21 protein-coding genes and 5 pseudogenes are annotated in these 18,931 nt (G+C 56.0%); 15 read left to right on the top strand and 11 right to left on the bottom strand.

Going from position 1 to position 18,931, the window contains the following annotated elements:
* Positions 1 to 5: 5 nt before the first annotated feature.
* From IPM58_02900 to IPM58_02910, 3 genes and pseudogenes are all read right to left on the bottom strand, one after another.
* Positions 6 to 1,174: pseudogene (locus IPM58_02900) on the bottom strand (IS3 family transposase).
* Positions 1,175 to 1,291: 117 nt separating this feature from the next.
* Entirely contained in the window at positions 1,292 to 1,579 is a 288-nt protein-coding gene (locus tag IPM58_02905; protein MBK9306046.1) for a DUF433 domain-containing protein, read from the bottom strand.
* Positions 1,580 to 2,056: 477 nt separating this feature from the next.
* A complete protein-coding gene (locus IPM58_02910) occupies positions 2,057 to 2,422 on the bottom strand; it encodes a PIN domain-containing protein (protein ID MBK9306047.1) in 366 nt (121 codons plus the stop codon).
* 57 nt (positions 2,423 to 2,479) lie between these two features.
* On the opposite strand from IPM58_02910, the gene IPM58_02915 reads away from it, so the two are divergent.
* The 13 genes and pseudogenes from IPM58_02915 (at position 2,480) to IPM58_02975 (ending at position 13,556) form a co-directional block, all read left to right on the top strand.
* Positions 2,480 to 2,713: a hypothetical protein gene (locus tag IPM58_02915; GenBank protein ID MBK9306048.1), complete on the top strand. Its 234-nt coding sequence runs from the start codon at positions 2,480 to 2,482 to the stop codon at positions 2,711 to 2,713.
* Positions 2,714 to 3,759: 1,046 nt separating this feature from the next.
* Complete coding sequence (locus IPM58_02920; GenBank protein MBK9306049.1) at positions 3,760 to 4,422, top strand: hypothetical protein; 663 nt, start codon at positions 3,760 to 3,762, stop codon at positions 4,420 to 4,422.
* 281 nt (positions 4,423 to 4,703) lie between these two features.
* Positions 4,704 to 9,536, top strand: a pseudogene (locus IPM58_02925) (multicopper oxidase domain-containing protein).
* A 302-nt stretch (positions 9,537 to 9,838) separates the two neighbouring features.
* The gene (locus IPM58_02930; protein MBK9306050.1) at positions 9,839 to 10,510 is read left to right on the top strand and encodes a hypothetical protein; all 672 of its coding nucleotides are present in this window, start codon (positions 9,839 to 9,841) and stop codon (positions 10,508 to 10,510) included.
* A gap of 7 nt (positions 10,511 to 10,517) precedes the next feature.
* Positions 10,518 to 10,673: a hypothetical protein gene (locus IPM58_02935; protein MBK9306051.1), complete on the top strand. Its 156-nt coding sequence runs from the start codon at positions 10,518 to 10,520 to the stop codon at positions 10,671 to 10,673.
* A gap of 45 nt (positions 10,674 to 10,718) precedes the next feature.
* Positions 10,719 to 11,159, top strand: a complete 441-nt coding sequence (locus IPM58_02940) for a hypothetical protein (GenBank protein MBK9306052.1) — start codon at positions 10,719 to 10,721, stop codon at positions 11,157 to 11,159.
* Positions 11,111 to 11,707: a hypothetical protein gene (locus IPM58_02945; GenBank protein ID MBK9306053.1), complete on the top strand. Its 597-nt coding sequence runs from the start codon at positions 11,111 to 11,113 to the stop codon at positions 11,705 to 11,707. Before IPM58_02940 ends, IPM58_02945 begins: the two co-directional genes overlap by 49 nt.
* Positions 11,680 to 11,994, top strand: coding sequence for a HEAT repeat domain-containing protein (locus tag IPM58_02950; GenBank protein MBK9306054.1), 315 nt, complete (start codon positions 11,680 to 11,682; stop codon positions 11,992 to 11,994). Before IPM58_02945 ends, IPM58_02950 begins: the two co-directional genes overlap by 28 nt.
* Entirely contained in the window at positions 11,952 to 12,272 is a 321-nt protein-coding gene (locus tag IPM58_02955) for a HEAT repeat domain-containing protein (GenBank protein ID MBK9306055.1), read from the top strand. The genes IPM58_02950 and IPM58_02955 overlap by 43 nt, the downstream gene beginning before the upstream one ends.
* 4 nt (positions 12,273 to 12,276) lie before the next feature.
* Positions 12,277 to 12,471, top strand: coding sequence for a hypothetical protein (locus IPM58_02960; protein MBK9306056.1), 195 nt, complete (start codon positions 12,277 to 12,279; stop codon positions 12,469 to 12,471).
* Positions 12,458 to 12,607, top strand: a complete 150-nt coding sequence (locus IPM58_02965) for a hypothetical protein (protein MBK9306057.1) — start codon at positions 12,458 to 12,460, stop codon at positions 12,605 to 12,607. The genes IPM58_02960 and IPM58_02965 overlap by 14 nt, the downstream gene beginning before the upstream one ends.
* 141 nt (positions 12,608 to 12,748) lie before the next feature.
* Positions 12,749 to 13,120 carry a hypothetical protein gene (locus tag IPM58_02970; GenBank protein ID MBK9306058.1) on the top strand — a complete coding sequence of 124 codons (372 nt, stop codon included), beginning with the start codon at positions 12,749 to 12,751 and terminating at the stop codon, positions 13,118 to 13,120.
* On the top strand, positions 13,053 to 13,556 hold the full coding sequence (locus IPM58_02975; GenBank protein ID MBK9306059.1) for an SUMF1/EgtB/PvdO family nonheme iron enzyme: 504 nt from the start codon (positions 13,053 to 13,055) through the stop codon (positions 13,554 to 13,556). Before IPM58_02970 ends, IPM58_02975 begins: the two co-directional genes overlap by 68 nt.
* 83 nt (positions 13,557 to 13,639) lie before the next feature.
* Here the strand turns inward: IPM58_02975 and IPM58_02980 are convergent, their stop codons facing one another.
* From IPM58_02980 to IPM58_02995, 4 genes and pseudogenes are all read right to left on the bottom strand, one after another.
* Positions 13,640 to 13,966, bottom strand: a complete 327-nt coding sequence (locus IPM58_02980; GenBank protein ID MBK9306060.1) for an SUMF1/EgtB/PvdO family nonheme iron enzyme — start codon at positions 13,964 to 13,966, stop codon at positions 13,640 to 13,642.
* A pseudogene (locus tag IPM58_02985) lies at positions 13,935 to 14,112 on the bottom strand (hypothetical protein). Before IPM58_02985 ends, IPM58_02980 begins: the two are co-directional and overlap by 32 nt.
* Positions 14,113 to 14,576: 464 nt before the next feature.
* Positions 14,577 to 14,732 carry a hypothetical protein gene (locus tag IPM58_02990; GenBank protein MBK9306061.1) on the bottom strand — a complete coding sequence of 52 codons (156 nt, stop codon included), beginning with the start codon at positions 14,730 to 14,732 and terminating at the stop codon, positions 14,577 to 14,579.
* A 172-nt stretch (positions 14,733 to 14,904) separates the two neighbouring features.
* Positions 14,905 to 15,165 carry a hypothetical protein gene (locus IPM58_02995; protein ID MBK9306062.1) on the bottom strand — a complete coding sequence of 87 codons (261 nt, stop codon included), beginning with the start codon at positions 15,163 to 15,165 and terminating at the stop codon, positions 14,905 to 14,907.
* On the opposite strand from IPM58_02995, the gene IPM58_03000 reads away from it, so the two are divergent.
* Positions 15,164 to 15,322 carry a hypothetical protein gene (locus IPM58_03000; GenBank protein ID MBK9306063.1) on the top strand — a complete coding sequence of 53 codons (159 nt, stop codon included), beginning with the start codon at positions 15,164 to 15,166 and terminating at the stop codon, positions 15,320 to 15,322. The two genes, IPM58_02995 and IPM58_03000, sit on opposite strands and share 2 nt — an antisense overlap.
* A gap of 52 nt (positions 15,323 to 15,374) precedes the next feature.
* Here the strand turns inward: IPM58_03000 and IPM58_03005 are convergent, their stop codons facing one another.
* Complete coding sequence (locus IPM58_03005) at positions 15,375 to 15,497, bottom strand: hypothetical protein (protein ID MBK9306064.1); 123 nt, start codon at positions 15,495 to 15,497, stop codon at positions 15,375 to 15,377.
* Positions 15,498 to 15,527: 30 nt separating this feature from the next.
* On the bottom strand, positions 15,528 to 15,974 hold the full coding sequence (locus IPM58_03010; protein ID MBK9306065.1) for an SUMF1/EgtB/PvdO family nonheme iron enzyme: 447 nt from the start codon (positions 15,972 to 15,974) through the stop codon (positions 15,528 to 15,530).
* A 757-nt stretch (positions 15,975 to 16,731) separates the two neighbouring features.
* On the opposite strand from IPM58_03010, the pseudogene IPM58_03015 reads away from it, so the two are divergent.
* A pseudogene (locus tag IPM58_03015) lies at positions 16,732 to 17,370 on the top strand (PDZ domain-containing protein).
* Here IPM58_03015 and IPM58_03020 read toward each other — a convergent pair.
* Positions 17,327 to 18,365, bottom strand: a pseudogene (locus tag IPM58_03020) (threonylcarbamoyl-AMP synthase). The pseudogenes IPM58_03015 and IPM58_03020 overlap by 44 nt on opposite strands.
* A 26-nt stretch (positions 18,366 to 18,391) precedes the next feature.
* Complete coding sequence (locus IPM58_03025) at positions 18,392 to 18,913, bottom strand: peptidylprolyl isomerase (protein ID MBK9306066.1); 522 nt, start codon at positions 18,911 to 18,913, stop codon at positions 18,392 to 18,394.
* Between the last annotated feature and the right edge of the window lie 18 nt (positions 18,914 to 18,931).

An 18,931-nucleotide genomic window follows, 5' to 3' on the forward strand; every position in this document is an offset into this window, starting at 1 on the left:
CAGCCTCACACCGCCGGTTGTTGACGGGCCCACTGCTGGGCAAACGCCACTGGCGAGCGATTCCCGAGGCGTGAGTGCCGCCGCTGTCGGTTATAGAAGATCTCGATGTACTCCGCGATCTCGCGCCGTGCTTGCTCACGGGTCTCGTAGCGCCGGTGATGCACCAGTTCGTTCTTCAGCGTGCCCCAAAACTTTCCATCGGAGCATTATCGTAGCAGTTGCCTCGCCGACTCATGGACGCGGTCATCCCACATTGGCGGACCTGATCTTGATAGGCCTGGGCACAATACGGTGAGCCACGATCGGAGTGGTGGATCAGTCCCGGGTGTGGGCGCTTTGCCCATACCGCCGCGCCCAGCGCCTGGCTCACCAACGCCGTCGTCATCCGAGCCCCATCGCATGTCCGACGACCTCGCAGGTGAACAAATCCTTGATGCCCGCGAGATACAGCCAGCCTTCCGCGGTCGGCACGTACGTGATGTCGGTCACCCAGGTCTCGTTCGGTCGTGTGGCGGCAACGGTCTGCGCCAATACGTTGTCCGCGACCGGCCGCGCATGCGTCGAATCCGTGGTCGTCGTGAACCGGCGGACCTGGGTACAGCGCAGGCCCAGTTTCTTCCGCAGTCGCTTGATGCGGCCGATCCCAGCGGGGAACCCGTCGGCATGCAATTCGGCTTGAAGCCGTTCCGGGCCGTACGTCTGACGGGTGCGCACATGGGCGGCTTGGATCGCCACTTCCAGCCGCGCATTCTCCTGATCGCGTTTCGACGGCCGCCGATACTGCCAGGCATAGTAGCCGCTTCGAGACACTCCAGCACCCGGCACAACAGACTCAGCGGATAGTGGGCACGCAGCGTCCTCATCAGCGCGTACCGGGCAGCTGCGCTTTCGCAAAGTACGCGGTGGCTTTTTTAAGATGTCGCGCTCCATCCGTGCTTCCGCAAGATCACGTTTGAGCCGGGACAGCTCGTGCCTAGCCCGTCACGGGCCGTCGGCTCGCGCCCACTGTCGCAAGCTGGCCGTGCCGAGCTCGCCCGACCCAGTTCTTGAGCGTTTTGCCCGACATGCTCAGGCGCCTGGCTGCCTCCGGAATCGTCACCTGCTGTTCCAGGACTAGCCGCACGGCCTGCTCTCGGAACTCCTTCGTATACTGCTGCCGCGGTATCTGTTCCATCTCACACCTCCAGACCTCTGATTGTAGGTTGAAGGCGTCCACTTTTTCGAGCCTAGCTCATTTCATCCAGATAGATTTTCATGCAACAAGGCTCATGAGGAAAGACGGGGAGTGGGATTATGACCGCAAATCAGCTTCCGGGGCTGACAGATGCTCGACAATGTCCTGATCGAGGACGGCACGATTGTCGTAGTAATAGGACAGGGCATCATAAATCGATGCGAGACTGAGGTGAGGATAGTGCGTGAGTAGCTCTTCCGGAGTCTGCCCGTGATGCAACGCGTAGATCGCAATGGTTCGCACGGTGATGCGCGTTCCTTCAATACACGGACTGCCACCACAGATGTTTGGGTCGCTTGTGATATGAGGGTGGGCCACTGTAGGCATGTGCTCAGTGTACTCCATGCGAATTTACCTCCGCAAGCTTGAGTTGCAATTCTACGAGCACCACGCCACGTCCAGCTGAATATGTGCAGATCAAAGAGGTTGGGAATACTCACATGAGCCGGGAATCTCTGTGTGATCGTCAAGAGGAAATCGAAGAGGACGATGGGAACCCGTCTTCCGGGGGCTCGTCAACATGGTTCATCGCTTCATGTGATAGTTACATCTGTACGAGGAGCATGTCTGAACACCTGTTTTTAAAGCCGCGCCACCTGCCACGACGCTTCACGCTTCACCATCGCATTGAGAATCGCGAGCAGCTTCCGCATGCACGTGCGCCAACGCCAGCACCTTCGCCTTCCCCGCCTACACAAGCGCCGAGAGAAACAGGGAGGAGGTAGACTTGCAGTCTCGACAATTTGTGGAAGACCTGCTCGAACGAATAGAGACATGTTTGAGCAACATGAACGGTGGAGCCGTGCCCTTCTTTCGGAGGCGTTATGTGAGCCAGTCTTCCAAAGAAAGGTCGGAGATGTGCTGAAAATGACGGGTATTATGTGTCACGAGCGTCGCCCCATGGTGTTTCGCAATGGCGGCAATCAAGGCGTCTTTTTCTCCGGTCGGTCGGCCCATGCGCAGTAACTCTGCGCAGAGGGTTCCGTAGACTCTGGCGGCCTCCCTGTCAAACGGTATGATGTCGATGCCTGCTGCGAATTCGGCCAATACTTCCAGATTGTGCGTGACGCGTTGAGAACGGAACGCCCCACAGTAGAGTTCTCCCAGCACGACGGTGCTCATTGCCAAATCGTCGGCAAGGGCTCGTATCCGATCTTGAACAGTCACGACACCTTTCAGCGCCGCCACACACACGTTGGTATCGAGATGATAGCGCACAGGTTAGGAAAGGGAGATGCGGGTTTCGTGCCGATCACGATCGATCTGATCGAAGGCTTGATCCAGTTGTGGGTCATCGCGCCATCCGCCAAAGGCGTGTTCCAGGTGCTTCAGCCGATCGACGCGGATCTGGATCTCGATCTCTGTCCCGTCTGGAAGAAGAACGGGCTCCTCAAGTTCGATCGTGGTACCGTGAATTTTTCCTTTTATGGTCTTTATCATCGCACCAGCCTCTTGTCGAGTATCATACCCTATTTTTAGTGGCTTGGCAAAGACCGAGAGCCCAAGAGCGAGAGCCAGGACGAAAACAGCTGCAGGGACCATTGTGTGAGGGAAGGTGACCTGGTTCTGACGTGTGCTTCTTCGGAGAGGGTAAGGTCAGAATATGCCAATAATTCAAGCTCTGAAATGACGGAGAGACAGTAGGTGTCATCTGGGAGAGGTTGGGCTCGGCGTCCGCCGAGGAGATAGAGGACCGCATTGGTATCAAGGACGAAGCGGGCCGGAGTTACGTCCATTCGTCTCGCAACTGCCGTTGATGCGCAACGGGATCTTTGCTCACGTGTATGGCGCCTGCGCGTGCGCAGTCTGCTGCCCTCAGTCCCGTGCGGCTGGTTCTGCAGCGCACGTTCGATCTCAAGCCATTCGTGATAGGGGATGACGACGCTCACGGGTCGACCATGGTCATCGGTCATCACCTGTTAATGCATTGAAGACATCGGCAACTCCTGAGGCATGCCACTATTGGCTAAGTGTAAGTGAGGAAAGTCGTATCGGGCAAGGAAACACTGATGGCAGAACGCTGGGGAGGTCTAAAGGACAGGCTACGTAAATTTGGCTGGGCGTCCACGGGGGTGAGGGGTGGACTGGACCACGCGAGAAATTCGGGGTCAAATACCCGCTGCGTTAAGAATTGAGGTGATTGTCACCCGACTCTTCCGGAGCGCCTTGCGAATGATGTCAGTGCCTATGCGGTCAACCTTGAGATGGCGAAGGTCTGGTTGTTTCATGATAGAGCCTCCGAAACTTTCTCCATCCGGTGGAACCTCCCAGCCTCTCACGACTAACTCGTCTATGTTCGGTCGTCGATGCCATCGCTAGGGTGGGGTTTAGCCGTGGCGATAGCCGTCTAGTGGCATCAGTATCAGGCTGCGAACACCATGCGGTTTCGAAAAGATCTAGAGGTGCACCCTCCATTGGTACGCGCGGGACAGTAGAACTCCCAGCCGGTTTGCTTTTTCCCAATCGCCTTTCCTAAGATCTCACGAGATTGTCCGCTTGTTTGAGGTTCGACCGAGGAGAACTCAATGCTGTGTCATACTATGCCTTCCAGTAAGCCTCGCATCAACCAGCGCACTCTTTTACGTGTGCTGACTCTGGTTGCGCTTGTGAGTGTGCTGTTCCTTAGCGTTGAGCTTGAGGCGGCACCAGCCGGCAAGACCGAGGTGTTACCCGTCCAGAAAGCCGCACCCGCAGCGGTGGTCATCGAAACGACGGGGAGTGAAGCGGAGCTGCGGCGGCAGATGCGTGAGAAGACCGGGGTCACGGAACTCCATGCTGGGACGATGCGGTTCTCAGAGGCACCAACCGGGAGCTTTGGGTTCATCGCACCGCCGGCTCTTGGGTTGGTATTGGTGACCCAGAGCCCGGATCTCGCGTTGGAGCGCGTCGCGAGCGTACCGAATGCCTATGAGATCCATAAACTTGCCGATGGGAGTGGATTGTTGGTAGGGTTTATTGAAAAGAATATGGCTTCGCAGATTGCTCCCAAAGATCGGCCCAAGACGCTCCGTCTTTTCCTCCATTCCAGTTCTTCGGACGAGGCGCCGCTCATTGTAGCGGTTCCCTTGGAGAAGCTCATGGCGGATCAGATGCCGCGACGGCGTGATTCAGGTAAACGTGACGGTCCGGTCGTGCTCGAAATGGATCTCCAGAGCACCATGGCCCGTAAGGGCCCAATCAGCCAATGAGCTCGAACCTGAGAAGCGGAGAGGTGATGACATCAAAACAGAAGTGCTGAACAGCCATGGGCTGTGTCGAACGGGCTCTGGCTGACGTGATCATGATGCAGGAAAATGCTGGGCCGATATTGACAACGCAGATCGACTGCAGTACCGTGGCAGCGCTTCAATCAATTGAATACAAATGTAATCGGTTTTTGACAGTCACTGAGATCAGCTAATCCGTGAGAATGACCATCGGCAGCACATTGTAAGTGTCGGTTTTCAATACAAGACAAGGAGGCCGGTCCATGTTTTCACATTCCTACCCTGTGTGCGCCCGTCTACTTGGGCTCACCGCCTGTGTGACTCTCTTTGGGAGTTCACTCATATTCGCAGAAACCCCATCAACGTCTGTGGCAATGAACCATCAGTTGCCGGCTTGGGCGGAGCAGCTCAAGGGGCAGACGATCGTCGAGGACGCTATGTCCGGAAAGGCCGATCGTTCCGCGATGGTCGAGCAGCAACACCAGCGCATCATGGACCAGATGTCCAAGGATCCGCAGGTACAGGCGGTGAATACCGGGATGTACAACACCTCGGCCATGATGCACCAGTATGGAGCTGGAGGACAGGATCTGTTGCTCATGTCCGATCCTCGCGTGGAACCGGTGGCTGCGACGGGGGGAGGCCGTTGTCCCGCAACTGCGCCGGTGAAACAGTACAATGTCTCCGCGATCAACGTCGAGATCACGCTCAACCAGTGGCTCGATTTCTATCCCGGTTATATGTACGCGTTGGATGAGGATATCGATAAGGTCAGAGCTGAAGAAACCAAGAACCGTGAGGCGCGGGATAAAGAGGGGTTTGATCCAGGAGCCGTTATCCCTGGTGTGCAAGCGCAGTGGATTCAGCCGCTCACGATTCGCGCGAATCAGGGCGATTGTCTCAAGGTGAAGCTGACCAACAAGTTGGAGGGTGACGAAGACGTCAGCCTGCATATCCATGGTTCATCGATGGTGGTGAGCAAGACCGGCGCAGCGGCCACCACAACCAATTCCGATGCCATTGCGTCGAAGGATAAGTCTGTAGAATTGGAATGGTATATCCATCCGAATACGCAGGAGGGGGTGCGGCAATTCCATACGTACAGCAACGATCGTGAGCTGACCGTGATGGGGATGTTCGGGTCCTTCGTCGTGGAACCTCGTGGGTCCACGTACTGGGAAGCGCTCGGCAGTGGGGACGCCACTCCGGCGACCAGCGGCTGGCAGGTCATGATCAAGAATGGCACCGGACCTGACTTCCGTGAGTTCGTGTTGTATTACCATGAGGTCGGCGATGAAGCGTTCCGTCCGCTCAACAAGAAGGGCGATTTCTTGCCCCAACGCGACCCCTTGACGGATACCTACCGTCCAGGCGGCCGCGCGATCAATTACCGAAGCGAGCCGTTCGGCATCAACAACATGCATTTGCAGCACGAATACTTCGGGTTTGAAGATGAGTCGATGGGCTATAGCTCCTATACCTTCGGCGATGCGGCTCCGACCATCCCTCGTTCCTATATTGGGGACCCGGCAAAATTCCGTCTCGTCCATGGCGGGTCGGAAGTGTTCCACAGCCACCACCCGCATGGAGGGTCGATTCGCTGGCCGCGGAGTCCCCGGGCCATCGATGACATGAACCTCTGGGCTGCAGCGGTCAATGGTCCGGTGAAGTATCCTGTGATTCGTCACAAGACGGATCGTGTCGACGTCGAAGTCATCGGCCCGTCAGAGGCCTTGGACCTGGAAACCGAGTGCGGTTCCGGTCTCTGCCAACAGCTGGCCGGCGATTTCCTCTTCCATTGCCACGTGGCGCATCATTATGTGTCCGGCATGTGGGGTTACTGGCGCGTGTACAACACGATCCAGCAGGGTGAGATGCGCAATGACGTGATGCCGGATCTGCGAGAACTTCCGGATCGGAAAGGTCGCATTAAGGCGCCGATCTCATCAGACAAGCTGGTCGGCCAAACGGTGGATTGGTTCGGAACGCAGTTTAAGATCATTGAGAAGGGCAAGAGCAATTGGAAAGGGAACCCTGCCACGATTACGATTAAGGACTGGGTTGCGATGCAGCTTCCCCCGCCCGGAAAGCCTGGGCATAAGGATGATGAGAAGGGCCAGATTCTTTCTTATGACGCGACCGTGTTGGATTGGGTGTGGGACGGGAGTCGCGCCATGAGTGAGAAGGAAAGTGATGTCAAGAATCCTAAGTACACGTCCACCCATCCTGGGAAGCGGCATCCGATCATGTTCGAGCCGCTGACGGGCAAGGTGGCTTGGCCGCATCTCACCCCGCACTTTGGGAAGCGTGTCATGTTCTCGCCGAATCACGTCGGAGCGCCTTGGTTGGAGATGGTCCGGCGCGACGACAATGGAGAGGAGAGCCTCGATCAAGCCAAGCCTGGAGAACAGGGCAATTGGAGTCTCTGTCCTGAGAATGCCGGGCGGAAGAACTTCAACGTCCATTTCATCAGGGTGCCGATTAAGATTGCCAAGGCTCAAGGGAAGGAGCCTGCGGTGGTCGATCCGAACGGCTTGATTTACGTGTTGCACGAAGAGGAAGCAGCCATTCGCGCCAACGATGACCTCAAGTATCCGTTGGTCGTGCGGGGCAACATTTACGACTGTGTGGATTGGACCTTAACCAGTGAGTGGGACGACGACGACTACACCAATTTCCAGGCGTCGAAGATCAACACGCACTGGCATTTCCTGCAGTTCGATAACCAGGCATCGGATGGGGTGATCACCGGGTTCTCCTATGAACAGTCGGTTCGTCCCTTCACCATGCTGGAGAAGAAGAATCAAAAGGGACTTCCCGTCCCGATGAACACGGTCTTGACCTCTGCGGTGAAGAAGGGGTCCAAGACCATTTCAGTGAAGAACGCCAAGCAGTATCACGTTGGAACCTTGATCATGGTTGGTGCCGATAACGTGAAAGGGAACGAGATTTCACGTATTCAGGCGATCAAGGGCAATCAAATCACGTTATCAAAGGGCCTAAAGCACGATCACCCGGCGAAGGACATTGTGACGGTCGAGTTTGTCCGTCAACGGTTCTGGGTGGATGCGGACGTGGGGACGGTGTTTTGGCACGATCACGCGTTCGGTGCGACGACTTGGCCACATGGTGGGTTCGGGACGTTTATCGCCGAACCAGTGGGGTCGACGTATCATGATCCGACGACCGGGAAGCAGATTCGAAGCGGTCCCATCGCGGATATTCACACCAACGAACCGGTGGGCCATGGTGTCAACAACAGCTTCCGTGAGCTGATGGTTCAAGTGCATGATACGGTGCCACACGGTCAATATCGTGACGGCCGGGAATCCGCCTGGACAACCGATCGAAGTGGCCTTGGAGGCAGGGAAGACCGTCTCATTCGTCATGCCTGAAAAAATTTACATGACTCCGATGCCGTTCTTGAACGGTGGAACACATACGACCGGAAGCGGGCTGAACTTCCGGGCCGGACCGATCGCACAACGGTTGGCGACAAATCCGGATGTGTCTCAGATTTTCAACAGTCAAATCCATGGTGATCCCTATACGCCGCTGTTGAGAGCGTATACGGGCGATACGATGGTGTTCAGACTGTTGCATACGCTGATGAACGAAACGATGACGTGGACCTTGTCCGGCCATTCGTTCTGGACAGAGCGGTATGCACCCGATGCGAACCGCAAGAACTCAATTCACGTCGGGATTGCAGAACGGTATGACTTGGTTGTACCGGAGGCCGGTGGCCCACGCCATCAAGCGGGCGATTTCATCCACTTTAACGGCCGCTCCTCGAAGTTGTCTGAAGGTGGATGGGGCATCGTTCGGGTCTATGACAAGGAGCAAAAGGATCTCAAGAAACTCCCGGCTGGATTCTCAAACAAAGGTGAGATTCCAGAGGCCTTGCCGGTATGTCCTACCGATGCTCCGGTGAAGAGCTTCAACGTCGTTGCGATGGACTACCCGTCGATGACCTTCAATCCAAAGGCACCGGAAGCCATCGAGGTCGATTTTGAACGGAAGATACAGCTTGCCAACCCGGACGCAAAAATTTATGCGCTTGAGGACGATGTGGCGAAGGTATCTGGAAACACTCAACCAATGCCACTGACGCTTCGGGTGAACATCGGAGACTGCGTCAAGGTGAATCTGAAGAATAAGATGAAGGACAGTAAGGCTTCCTTCTCCGCGATCGGACTCGCATTCGATCCAAAAGATTCTATGGGGGCCAATATCGGGAAAAACCCAGGCGATCAAACGATCGCTCCAGGCGGTGAACGGGTCTACACGTACTACGCAGATCCATTCAACGGTGAGACGACCTCGCTCGTCTGGGATTGGGGCAATGTGATGACGAACCCACGGAACGGCTTGTTCGGCGCGATCGTGGTCGGTCCGAAGGGATCCAAGTACCGAGATCCCAAGACCGGTGTTGATCTGTCGAATAAGAATGCCTGGGCGGCCGACGTCATCGTGGACCGATCCATTCCTGGAAATGAGATGCGTCCGAACTATCGCGATGTGGCCTTATTCTTCCAGGATGAAGACAACATTATCGGCACGAGCTTCATGCCCTATGTGCAGAATGTCGCGGGCTTAACCGGGATCAATTACCGGTCCGAGCCGTACTTGTACCGTGAAGAATCAGGTTGTTCGCTGGGGAAAATGTTCCAGCCTGTAAGGCGGACAAGCCGGAAGATCCGATGACACCGATCATCGAATCACATGCCGGTGATCCGGTGCGCATCCATGTGATCGGCGTCAACAACGAACAGAACGGTATGTTCGGCGTTGAAAAACATGAATGGCCGATCGAGCCATTTATGCGGGGCGCGGATCAGATCAGTGTCGTGGAATTCTCCGGCTCCGAAACGCTTGATGCCTTCATCCCTTCAGCTGGAGGTCCATACCGGTTGCCTGGCGACTATGTGTATAGCAACCAGCGGTTGCCGTACTCCCAGTCTGGGCAGTGGGGATACCTGAGGGTCTTGCCGGCTGGGGATAAGAGACTTCAGCCTTTGGGCGCTGGTGGAGTAGGTTCGAAGCATGCGGATGCAGATGAACAAGCTCAAGCAGTTCCAACGGCGATGAAGTAAACGCCTCGGGCTTCTGAGGGAAGAGGATAGGGGAGCCATGCTGAGTGCATGGCTCCCCTTTTTTGTCTGTAGGGGAAACCTGCAATCGGAAGTGGAACTCGATATAATTAAAGACAGGGTGATCGAATAAACTGCATGAGGGATGAGACGAAGAAGGAAATTGAGCTGATAGTCTATCGGACGGTCTGTGGCGAAGATGCATCAGAGGAGAGGGGCATGAACGGTAAGGGCTAGGGAGTGATTTTGGTTGCGGAGTTCTGGCACTATCCCTGGGGATCCGACAGGCGCATTCGTATGACGTCATGGAGGTTGCGCATGGGGGGACGATAGAAGGTACGGTTACACTCGACGGAGCGGTGCCGGAACCGAAAGCGTTCAATCTCATTACCTTTCCTGATCCCGCGTACTGTGGGCGTATCTCGAACGGACGGGGCTGGCGTCTGCTGCATGACTTTGTCGTCGGCCATCAAGGCGGATTGAAGGATGCCGTTGTGCTCTTGGAAGGGGTTGAAGCAGGAAAGCCGTTTGAGGTGTCGGTTCCGTTGATCGAGGCTCGCGACTGCATGTTCCAGCCGTTTATGACGGTTGTCCGGAACGGGCATGCGGTGGAAGTGATCAACATGGATCCCGTCATGCACGATATTCAAGGCTATGAGGCCTCGCTGGAAGCGGGAGCTCGGGTGTTGTTCAACACTCCTCTGGTCATGAACCATCAGCATCGGCGTGGGGATCTCCATGCGTTGCACAACCATGCCCCAGGGAAATCGTTGGTTGGGCCCATTTATCTGAATAAAGGTCGGCGCACCTTCTACATGCAGTGCGGGTTTCACGCGTACATGGAAAGTTGGGCCATGGCCGTGAACAATCCGTACTATGCGTTGACTGATGCTGAGGGAAAATTCAAGATCGACCAGATTCCCCGGTACCTATCAATTGGTCGTATGGCATCCTCAGACCGGACCCGGGAAAACTAAGTCGATTGTGGTGCAGTCGGATGGAACACTTGTCGAGCAACTGACATTGCCGGCTCCACGAGGGAATCGAACCGCCTATACAATCCTCGATAATCCTCGATTTGGTCTCGAATCGTTAGGGTATTCGGTCGATATTCAGCCATTGCTCGAACATCAGCGTTGATGACCGATGCATCTATCTCTTGCGAGGATGAGCGACAGGTCGAGTATGATTGCGGTGCTGGGGGTCGTCGCGCTGAGTACGACCATCTCCATCGCCGAAGGTAACGATACGGTCCCGGCCGAGGCTGAATTTTCAGGGACACTCGTCAAGCGGGTTGACGGCAAGCAATATCAGGCGCAAGTCTTCGGAAAGGGTGATCGGCTGAGATTGGAGTATAAGTACGCCATTCGAACCGAGCTAGGCTTCACGGCGATTGAAATCATCAGGCCTGATGTCGGTGAGCGGTGGTTCGTCCTTCCCCAACAGAAGCAGCTCCTGGTTCTGCCGATCACGGATGAGACGCTGTCGATGCGTGCGGAACTAGCTGGAGAGACAAGCAGGCTGCCGTTGGTGATGCAGCAGCGGCGGGTCGGGCTGCGCTGTTGTTCGATGTACAGGTGGAACGGGAAGGTTCTCGCGAACGATTTTATGAATGGGTCGATGTAGAGACCGGGGTGGTCCTCAAGCTGGTCAGTCAGAACCGCGAGTGGTCCTTCGAGTATGAGCGAATTCGCATGTCACCTCAATCCAATCGATATTTTGAAGAGCCTCGGGATATAGAAAACGCCGTGGCGGGACCACTCAAAGGCGTGAGGAGTAGAGAAGTGATGAACCGATTTCTTCGACGGGCTGCATGCCTGTGCTGTGGGCTGGTCTGGTTTATCTCTCCCATGCCTGACCCGGCATGGAGCGGGATGAAGCCGATCTTCAGTCGATTCACACCTTTGTATGACAACATGGAATTCCAAAAAGCACTTGAAGAGCTGAACACACTCACGAATGAGGAGGCCGATACAGCCGATGTGCGTCGGCTGAAGGTTCGCACATTGCTGAGGCTTGGCAAACCCAAGGATGCGTTGACTGAATACGACCGGCTCATTCAGCTGTCGAAACAAGATGAAACGCCTGCGCTGCGGAGGTCGCACTTGGATTCGTCGTCGTTCTCACCTGAGATATGCGAGAGCAGATGCGAGGGGCTGCCTTTACGGCCCTGAAGGAATGGCAGAGTCCCGACGCCGTTCCATTCTTCGAGGATGGGCTCAGTGACGGGTCCGGTCTTGTCCGAGCCCTGGCCGCCGAGGGGCTTGCCAAACTCGATGCTGGGCGAAGGTCTCCAAAATTTAGGCAGGCCTTGGAGGACCAAGCCGTGTTGGTAAAGGAAGCGGTGCTCAAGGATTTACAAAATCCAGCGATACCTCGGTCGTGTCGCTGGTTGAGCCGGTGCTCAAGGACCCTGAGGTGCGTGTGCGGGTGGCGGCCGCCGAGGTCCTTTGCCATCTGAAACGTTCGAACGGCTGTGACTTGCTCTTGCGCTATGCCCGAGCGCCCAATCCTGATGAACGAACTTCTGCTATTCGTGCACTGGTGGAACGTCAGCCGAAGCAGGTGGTCTCGATTCTCAAAGAGGCAAGCGAGCACAAACAACCATCGGTACGTGGTGCCGCCGCAACCGGATTTGGACGTGTTCCATCGGCAGAAGCACTCACCGCGTTGACGCGTCTATTGAGAGATCCCTCTCCCCGGTGCGAATTGCCGCTGCCGTCAGTTTGGGACAATTGAAGGTTTGAATGCCGGTCCTCCGTTGACCCAGGCGCTCGGCGATCGTGACCACGCTGTGAGAGCTTTTGTGATCGGAGCTCTGTTGGAACAGGATGAACGGTATGAGGTGGTAGCCGATGCTGTTTCTGGGCTTGATCAATATGAAGAGCTGGCGCTTCATGCCGCGGTCGCAAGAGCGTTGGGCCATGCCGGAGGATAATCGGGCACCGGCGCGATCGGCCTTGATGCTGCTGATTCAAGACACGGTATCTCGCGTGAGAATTGCTGCGGTCAAGTCGATGACGAAGGTTGAGGGCTCGCGTGCGATTCAATACCCAGCGGGGTCTCCGCGATGAAGATGATGCGGTTCGGGCCACGGCGGGTGGCGCACTTCTCAGTGTGCTTGCCCGTGAATAACTAGATGCACACGAGTGTTTGGCTGCTGTGTTGTATACAGAGCGAGTAGACCCAGCGTTCCGTTCCATGACGATGGGACGGTGCAGTCATGGGCAATCTCGGGGAAGGAGTATGCGTCGATGCTGGTACGATCGTTGATTGTGTCATATGTCGTGTTCGGGGTCTCGGTGGCGTTCGCAGACGGAGGTGGGGCTCAGGGGGCAGGTCAGTTGCCGGTCGGTAAAGACGGCGCACCAATGATTGTCGTACCGGCCGGTTCGTTCCCAATGGGAGTTCCCTCCGGTGATCGAGACGGGGGACGGGATGAATACCCGCGCCACGAAGTGTTTATCGATACCTTTGCCATCGATAAATTTGGTGACGAACGGTCGGTATCTGGACTTCGTGAAGACGACCGGGCAGCGCGTGCCGCAGAATCCTACGAATCCCACGCGAAATTTGTGGCAAGGTGACAGCATCACGGAGTCGCTTGCCGATCGGCCTGTGATTAACGTCGATTGGTTCGATGCAGATGCGTACTGCGCCTGGGCGGGTAAGCGATTACCGACGGAGGCGGAATGGGAAAAGGCAGCCAAGGGAACATCCGACAAACGGTTCCCTTGGGGGAATGTCGAACCCACGGCGAAACATCTCAACTACAATCAACGGTGGATCGGTGAAAAGACCCTCATGCCCGTCGGGAGTTATGAAGCAGGGAAGAGTCCCTATGGCGTCTATGACATGGCAGGGAAACGTCTGCAGAATGATGAACGACTGGTAAGGATCCTCGATACTATGAGAAGAGCCCGACGAAGAACCCGAAAGGGGCCGTGGGTCCGGCACGAAAAAGTCATTCGAGGTGCTGGGTGGCAAAACGAGACGCCCAGCGTTCGCACTTTACCCGCGTGAGAGTGATCCGACCATTCGTAACGAGTCGACGGGATTTCGCTGCGCGACAGACTTTCCGATGCCACCGGCATCGGAAAGCCCGGTTACGCCGCAATCCTGTTCTGAAGTTCCGTCGTGGGCTTCACATCTCGGCTGTGGAACCCTAACCAATTCATTTTCGTGCTCGGGTCGGTCCGGTTTGCTGCGCGACTCGCACGCTGTGTGCTGTCGATCCAGCTACTTTCCACGAAACCCTCGCTGCGTTCCTTCTCGGGACCCATAGGATCCGTGTCGGGTGCGGTCGCATAGCACTGGCGGTCAAACCGATAATCGGCCACCCACTCAGCCACATTCCCGGACATCTGAAACACGCCGTATGGGCTTACGGCATTGTCGTACTTATCGACGGAAACAATCGGTGGGTAGAGCAACAGGCGTTCGAGGGCGATCCCACGGGGCCCGACAAACCCGTGCGGGCCGCTGGTTCGCTCTCGATAATCCGGCCATCTGATTGCCCCAGGGATAGATACGTCCGTCTCCACGTGCGGCCTTTTCCCAGGCGGATTCAGGTCGGCAAGCGTTTGCCGGCCCAACGACAATAGGCATCCGCCTCGTCCCACGAATATTGTGCATGACGGGATGGTTGGACATCGTTTCTTGGAAGTTGCCGCCGTCATATTGCCAGTCGATCAACGGTGGCTGATCGTGCGCGAGGACATATTTCAAAAATTGGACGGTCGTGACTTCAAATTTGTCGATTTCGTACGCCTTCAAATGCACCGTTCGCTGCGGAAACTCGGCTTGATAGGCGTTGCGATCCATCTTCTTATCGCTTCCCCATGATGAATTCGCCGGCCGGAATCACGATCATCTCGTCGTGAGCCGGCAGCTTGGCCTGCTCCTCCGCCAGTTGTTTCCCTTCAGAGTCCATTGCCGGACGACATCGCAACGTCCAACGCATACGTTGCCGTCACAGCCATCATGCCCATGATCGCAGTACTCACCACGATTCCAGAAACTCGCACGGCCCATCCTCCGTGGTTAGTGTAGGTCCGACTCGGTTCGTTCGGGTGGTAGGGTGTTGAAGCCTTCCAGTGGTTGATCGACCGGAAGATTGAAGAGGTAGTCCGAGACCGGTCGCATTTTCCCGTGGTGATACTCCACAACCAACTGCCGTCTTTCTTGGCCAAGTTTCATGGAGAAAACGAATATCCGTGGCCAACCACTGGTAGTACTCTTCGAGATGTTCACCATGTTTGGTTGTCACTTCATAGAGGATCGTCGGATGCCCGTCTCATTTCTGCTCCCGATTTCTTGCAGGGAAATTTCTCCGTCCAACTGTTCAGTGACTCTCAGGTCTTGATCGGGGCTATAAGGGACGGTCTTGAAAATGCTTCGTCCCGACAGCAGCAGCCACACGAGCTCTTATCCTTGCGTACGATGCTCCGTTGACAGGGCCCATGGTGTGGTGCTCAATCCGCCACATGGTGTCACGATAATAAATGTTCGCCTTCTGTAATTTGCCCTGAATTTTCGTCACCTGATCGGCGGAAAATTCTAAGGCCCAGGCTCTCGGACCGAGGAGCAATAGGCTACAGGTCAGGCTCAAGACCAACAAGATCCGACGCATGGGAAAATCCTCCAAAGTCGTTCACATTTTCTTCTGGCTGATCTGGACCTTGCCACCGACTGCTGATGCCTGTTTTCTGATGAGTCGAGACGTCTGGCTAAGGGGTGTGGATGGAGATGATCGTGCGCACCCGAATCCGATCGTCGCTGAACGTTGATCTGGAGCCGATCCACCTCTTGTCGCCGTGCGGAGCATGACTCGTCTGCTTTTCAGGATCCCCGGATTCCTTTATAACGTCCTGTCGGCGGACCCTGTGGATTGCGGGCCGGCATATAGGCATAGTAGTCAAAGCCGAACCAGTCCTGTACCCATTCCGCGACGTTTCCTGCCATATGGTGAGAGCCTAGGGGCTTTTCCCTGCATCATGGGACTCGACGGGCCGCCAAAATGGGGATTTCATGCATGATGTTGTCCGAACATGGCCAGCGTGGAACTGGGAGCGGTTTCGCCCCATGGATGGGGTTACCCTCTGGACCGCGCGCCGCCTTTTCCCATTCGGCTTCGGTTGGGAGCCTCGCGTGCTTGGCCGCGCCCAAGGCCTGTGCCTCAGACCATGTGACATAGAGTGCTGGCCAGCGAGTCACCGTCTGGTCGGACACGAAATGGACGGTAATGACGTGCCAAATGAGCTTCTGTAGCTCAGAGAAGGATCGAGTGTCTTCAGCTGGAGGTAGGACAGATATTCCCGAGACTGACCTCATCTCGGTCACGATCTCGAGCATCAACCAGACTGGTTGTTGAGGGAGTTCCGTATCGTCGAACTGCTCCAGTTCGTAGGGATCACCATCGATACGCTTGCTGCCGAGCAAGAACCGGCCGCAGGAATCGTGACCCGTCGGTGACAGCCGGAGCCAGATCCGCGATCCTCACCAGGTGTTGGCCAAGTCCGGGGTCGGCCGATCCGGATTCTGCATCGCTGGGCCAGTCATCATAAAGAGAAAAAACGCAAGGAGTGTAGAGACCGGCCTAAACGATTCGACATCAGTCCTTTAGCAGAACGTTGCGGTGCACGCGAGCCGCGAGAAACTAGGCCCCAGTTTGTCCCTTGCAAGAGTTCTTGCATCAATTGATGCTGCTCTTTCCATTGATGTACGCGACGAGGTCTGGTCATTCTGGCACCCTTTCGGAACGAACGACACCCGAATTATAGTATGTGGTGGACATGTACGACCTGTCGTTGAAAGGAGCGATGAATGAGCAAGCTTCAATGGGTCCTGGCTCGCTGGTTGTGCCGAGGTGCCGTGAGCGTTGGGGTTGTCACGACGATGCTCGCCTTTTCCGTCAAGGCGGAACACCGATACTCGGTCAAGACGTGTTCTTCAAGCCAGACAGGTGACCGTGGGAATTCTGGCTGATACACAAGATCAGCGAGTGCCGGAGAAGTATGGGAAGGTCGCCATCCGAGGAACCGGATTCCACCTGCGAGACGGCTATGTGATTACCGCCAGGCATGCGGCGGAAAAGCACGACCTACCATGGGAACGACCATTCAAAAACAGATTCGTCTGCTGACCAACGATCTCCACGAGCTTTCGGCGGATCTTGTCGGCGACAGTGCCTTTATGGATGTCGTGGTCTACCGAGTCAGCGAAGCTCATCGTGGGGATTCTCACGACGGAGACAGCATTTTCAACCGGAGAGACTGTACCGGGTATGGCGGTGTTCACGGTCGGCTATCCGCTCGGCTGGGGCCGACGATGGCCTTTGGGCGCCTTGGAAATACCAACACATTTCTGCAAACGGTCGATACCCGTCTCATTCAGGCTGATCTTTCTGTCTGTAGTGGGAACTCAGGAGGATTGTTCATGCCCAGGGAGAAATTGTGGGGATTCTGCACGCCGTGATTCAGACCGACAAGGAGGAAAACCAGGCGTATTGCAGCCGGATGGCCTTTGCTATTCCGGGGGAGTCTTGCAGAACGCATCGTCAACGCGGCACTCTCAGGCACACCGCTGGCGTTTTCCGAAACTGGGCGTCCATCTGACTTCGGTGAAGGATGGAACCAAGTTGCGCGTAGCTGTAAAGATGTGGCTGAACCGCCAAGGCGGCAGGGGTCCAAAACACGATATTCTGCTGGCCATCGATGGGACGGAGATTCTCGACGGCGCTCACCTGAAGAACTACCTGATCGAGCGCACGACTCCAGGCCAGGAAGTTTCAATTAAGGTGCGCCGAGTCGATGTGGATTTGACCTTCCACGTGGTGTTGGGGGAGGGTAGCCGCGCAGCGGAGGCGATCCATGATGGCCATTCAACCCCAGTTCCTTGCAAGGCTCGGCGTAGATTCGATCAAGCTGAAGCGCATCCAGACGCCGAAGCGCGGCGAAGAGGTTGCGTGCCGCCTCACATGTCGTGCGTGGAGGACAATATCTCAACGGCGGCGAACGGGTTTTGGTTTTTTCCGGATGGTGAAATGAGCAGTAATCCTGCTCGTTCCCCAGGCTCAGGACTGTCTGAGTGGCAGGAGAGTCCAGAATGGTGAGGGCGTGCGTGTCGCTAATGGCGGGTCAACTGACCTGGGGCAATCGGCTGGTCCTGGTCTGAGGCCCCATGACGCACTGGGCCAATGATGGCAACGAGTTGTTCCAGTGTGATGCTGCCCGGCCGCAAGAGTTCAGGTTGTGCATCGATTATCGAGACGACGGTCGATTCGACTCCGACCGAACAGGGGCCTCCATCCAGAATCAGATCCACCTTCTTCCCAAGACCATCGGAGACATGTTGTGCCGTCGTGGGGCTGACGTAGCCGAATGGATTGGCGCTGGGCGCAGCAATGGGTGTGCCGGCCTCACGAATCAGCGCTTGTGCAAGCGGATGATTCGGCATCCTGACGGCCACTGTCGATAAGCCGGCGGTGACGAGATCAGGAATGACCGAGTGCTTGGGCAGGACTATCGTCAGTGGACCAGCCAGATCATCCATGAGTTTCTGGGCGAGTGGGGGCTGCGAAGTGACAACTGCGTCCAGGTGTGACCGATCGGCAATATGCACGATGAGGGGATCGAACTGTGCCGTTCCTTGGCTTCAAAGATCTTGGCTGCAGCGACCGGGATTCACCGCATCACAGCCGAGTCCGTAGACCGTTCCAGTCGGAAAAACGACCAGCCCGCCTGTTCTGATAATGCTGCTTGCCAGACGAATAGACATCGAGTCGGAGGACGAGAGGACTGTGCCTTTCGGTGGGTAATTGTCTTCGCCCATAGGTATGTGATGCCAACCCTGAGGTCCTACTCCTTGACCGTCATGGTAATTCCGACCGGTTCTAACGGATTATCATGTTTATCGCGCGGGACCGCGACAATGTGGTCGACAACCTCCATTCCTCGAAAGACCTCTCCAAACACGGTATAGCAACGGTCCAGACCGCTATTGTCATCCACGCAAATAAAAAATTGGGAGCCGTTGTCGTTGAAGTCACGTGTGCTGTTACTTTCACGCGGCATTTTGGCCATGGACAACGCGCCACGCTTGTGTGGGTAGTCGTTCGGTTCTGGCGGGAGAAAGTATCCCGGCCCTCCGGTTCCGTGGAGGCGGCGATCAGGATGTTTGCTGAGCGGATCCCCACCTTGAATAATAAACCCAGGGACCACACGGTGGAAGGTCGTGCCGTTATAAAACCCCATCTTCACAAGATTGATGAGGTTGTCCACATGACGCGGCGCAGCGTCGGAATAAAGGCGAACCTTGATCTCACCGAATCTCGTCGTGATGGTGATGCGCGGGTCTTTCTTTTGAAACTGCAATGCCATGCCACGACTGTATCAAGC

Source organism: Nitrospira sp. (assembly GCA_016715825.1).
In the GTDB taxonomy this organism is placed as follows: domain Bacteria; phylum Nitrospirota; class Nitrospiria; order Nitrospirales; family Nitrospiraceae; genus Nitrospira_D.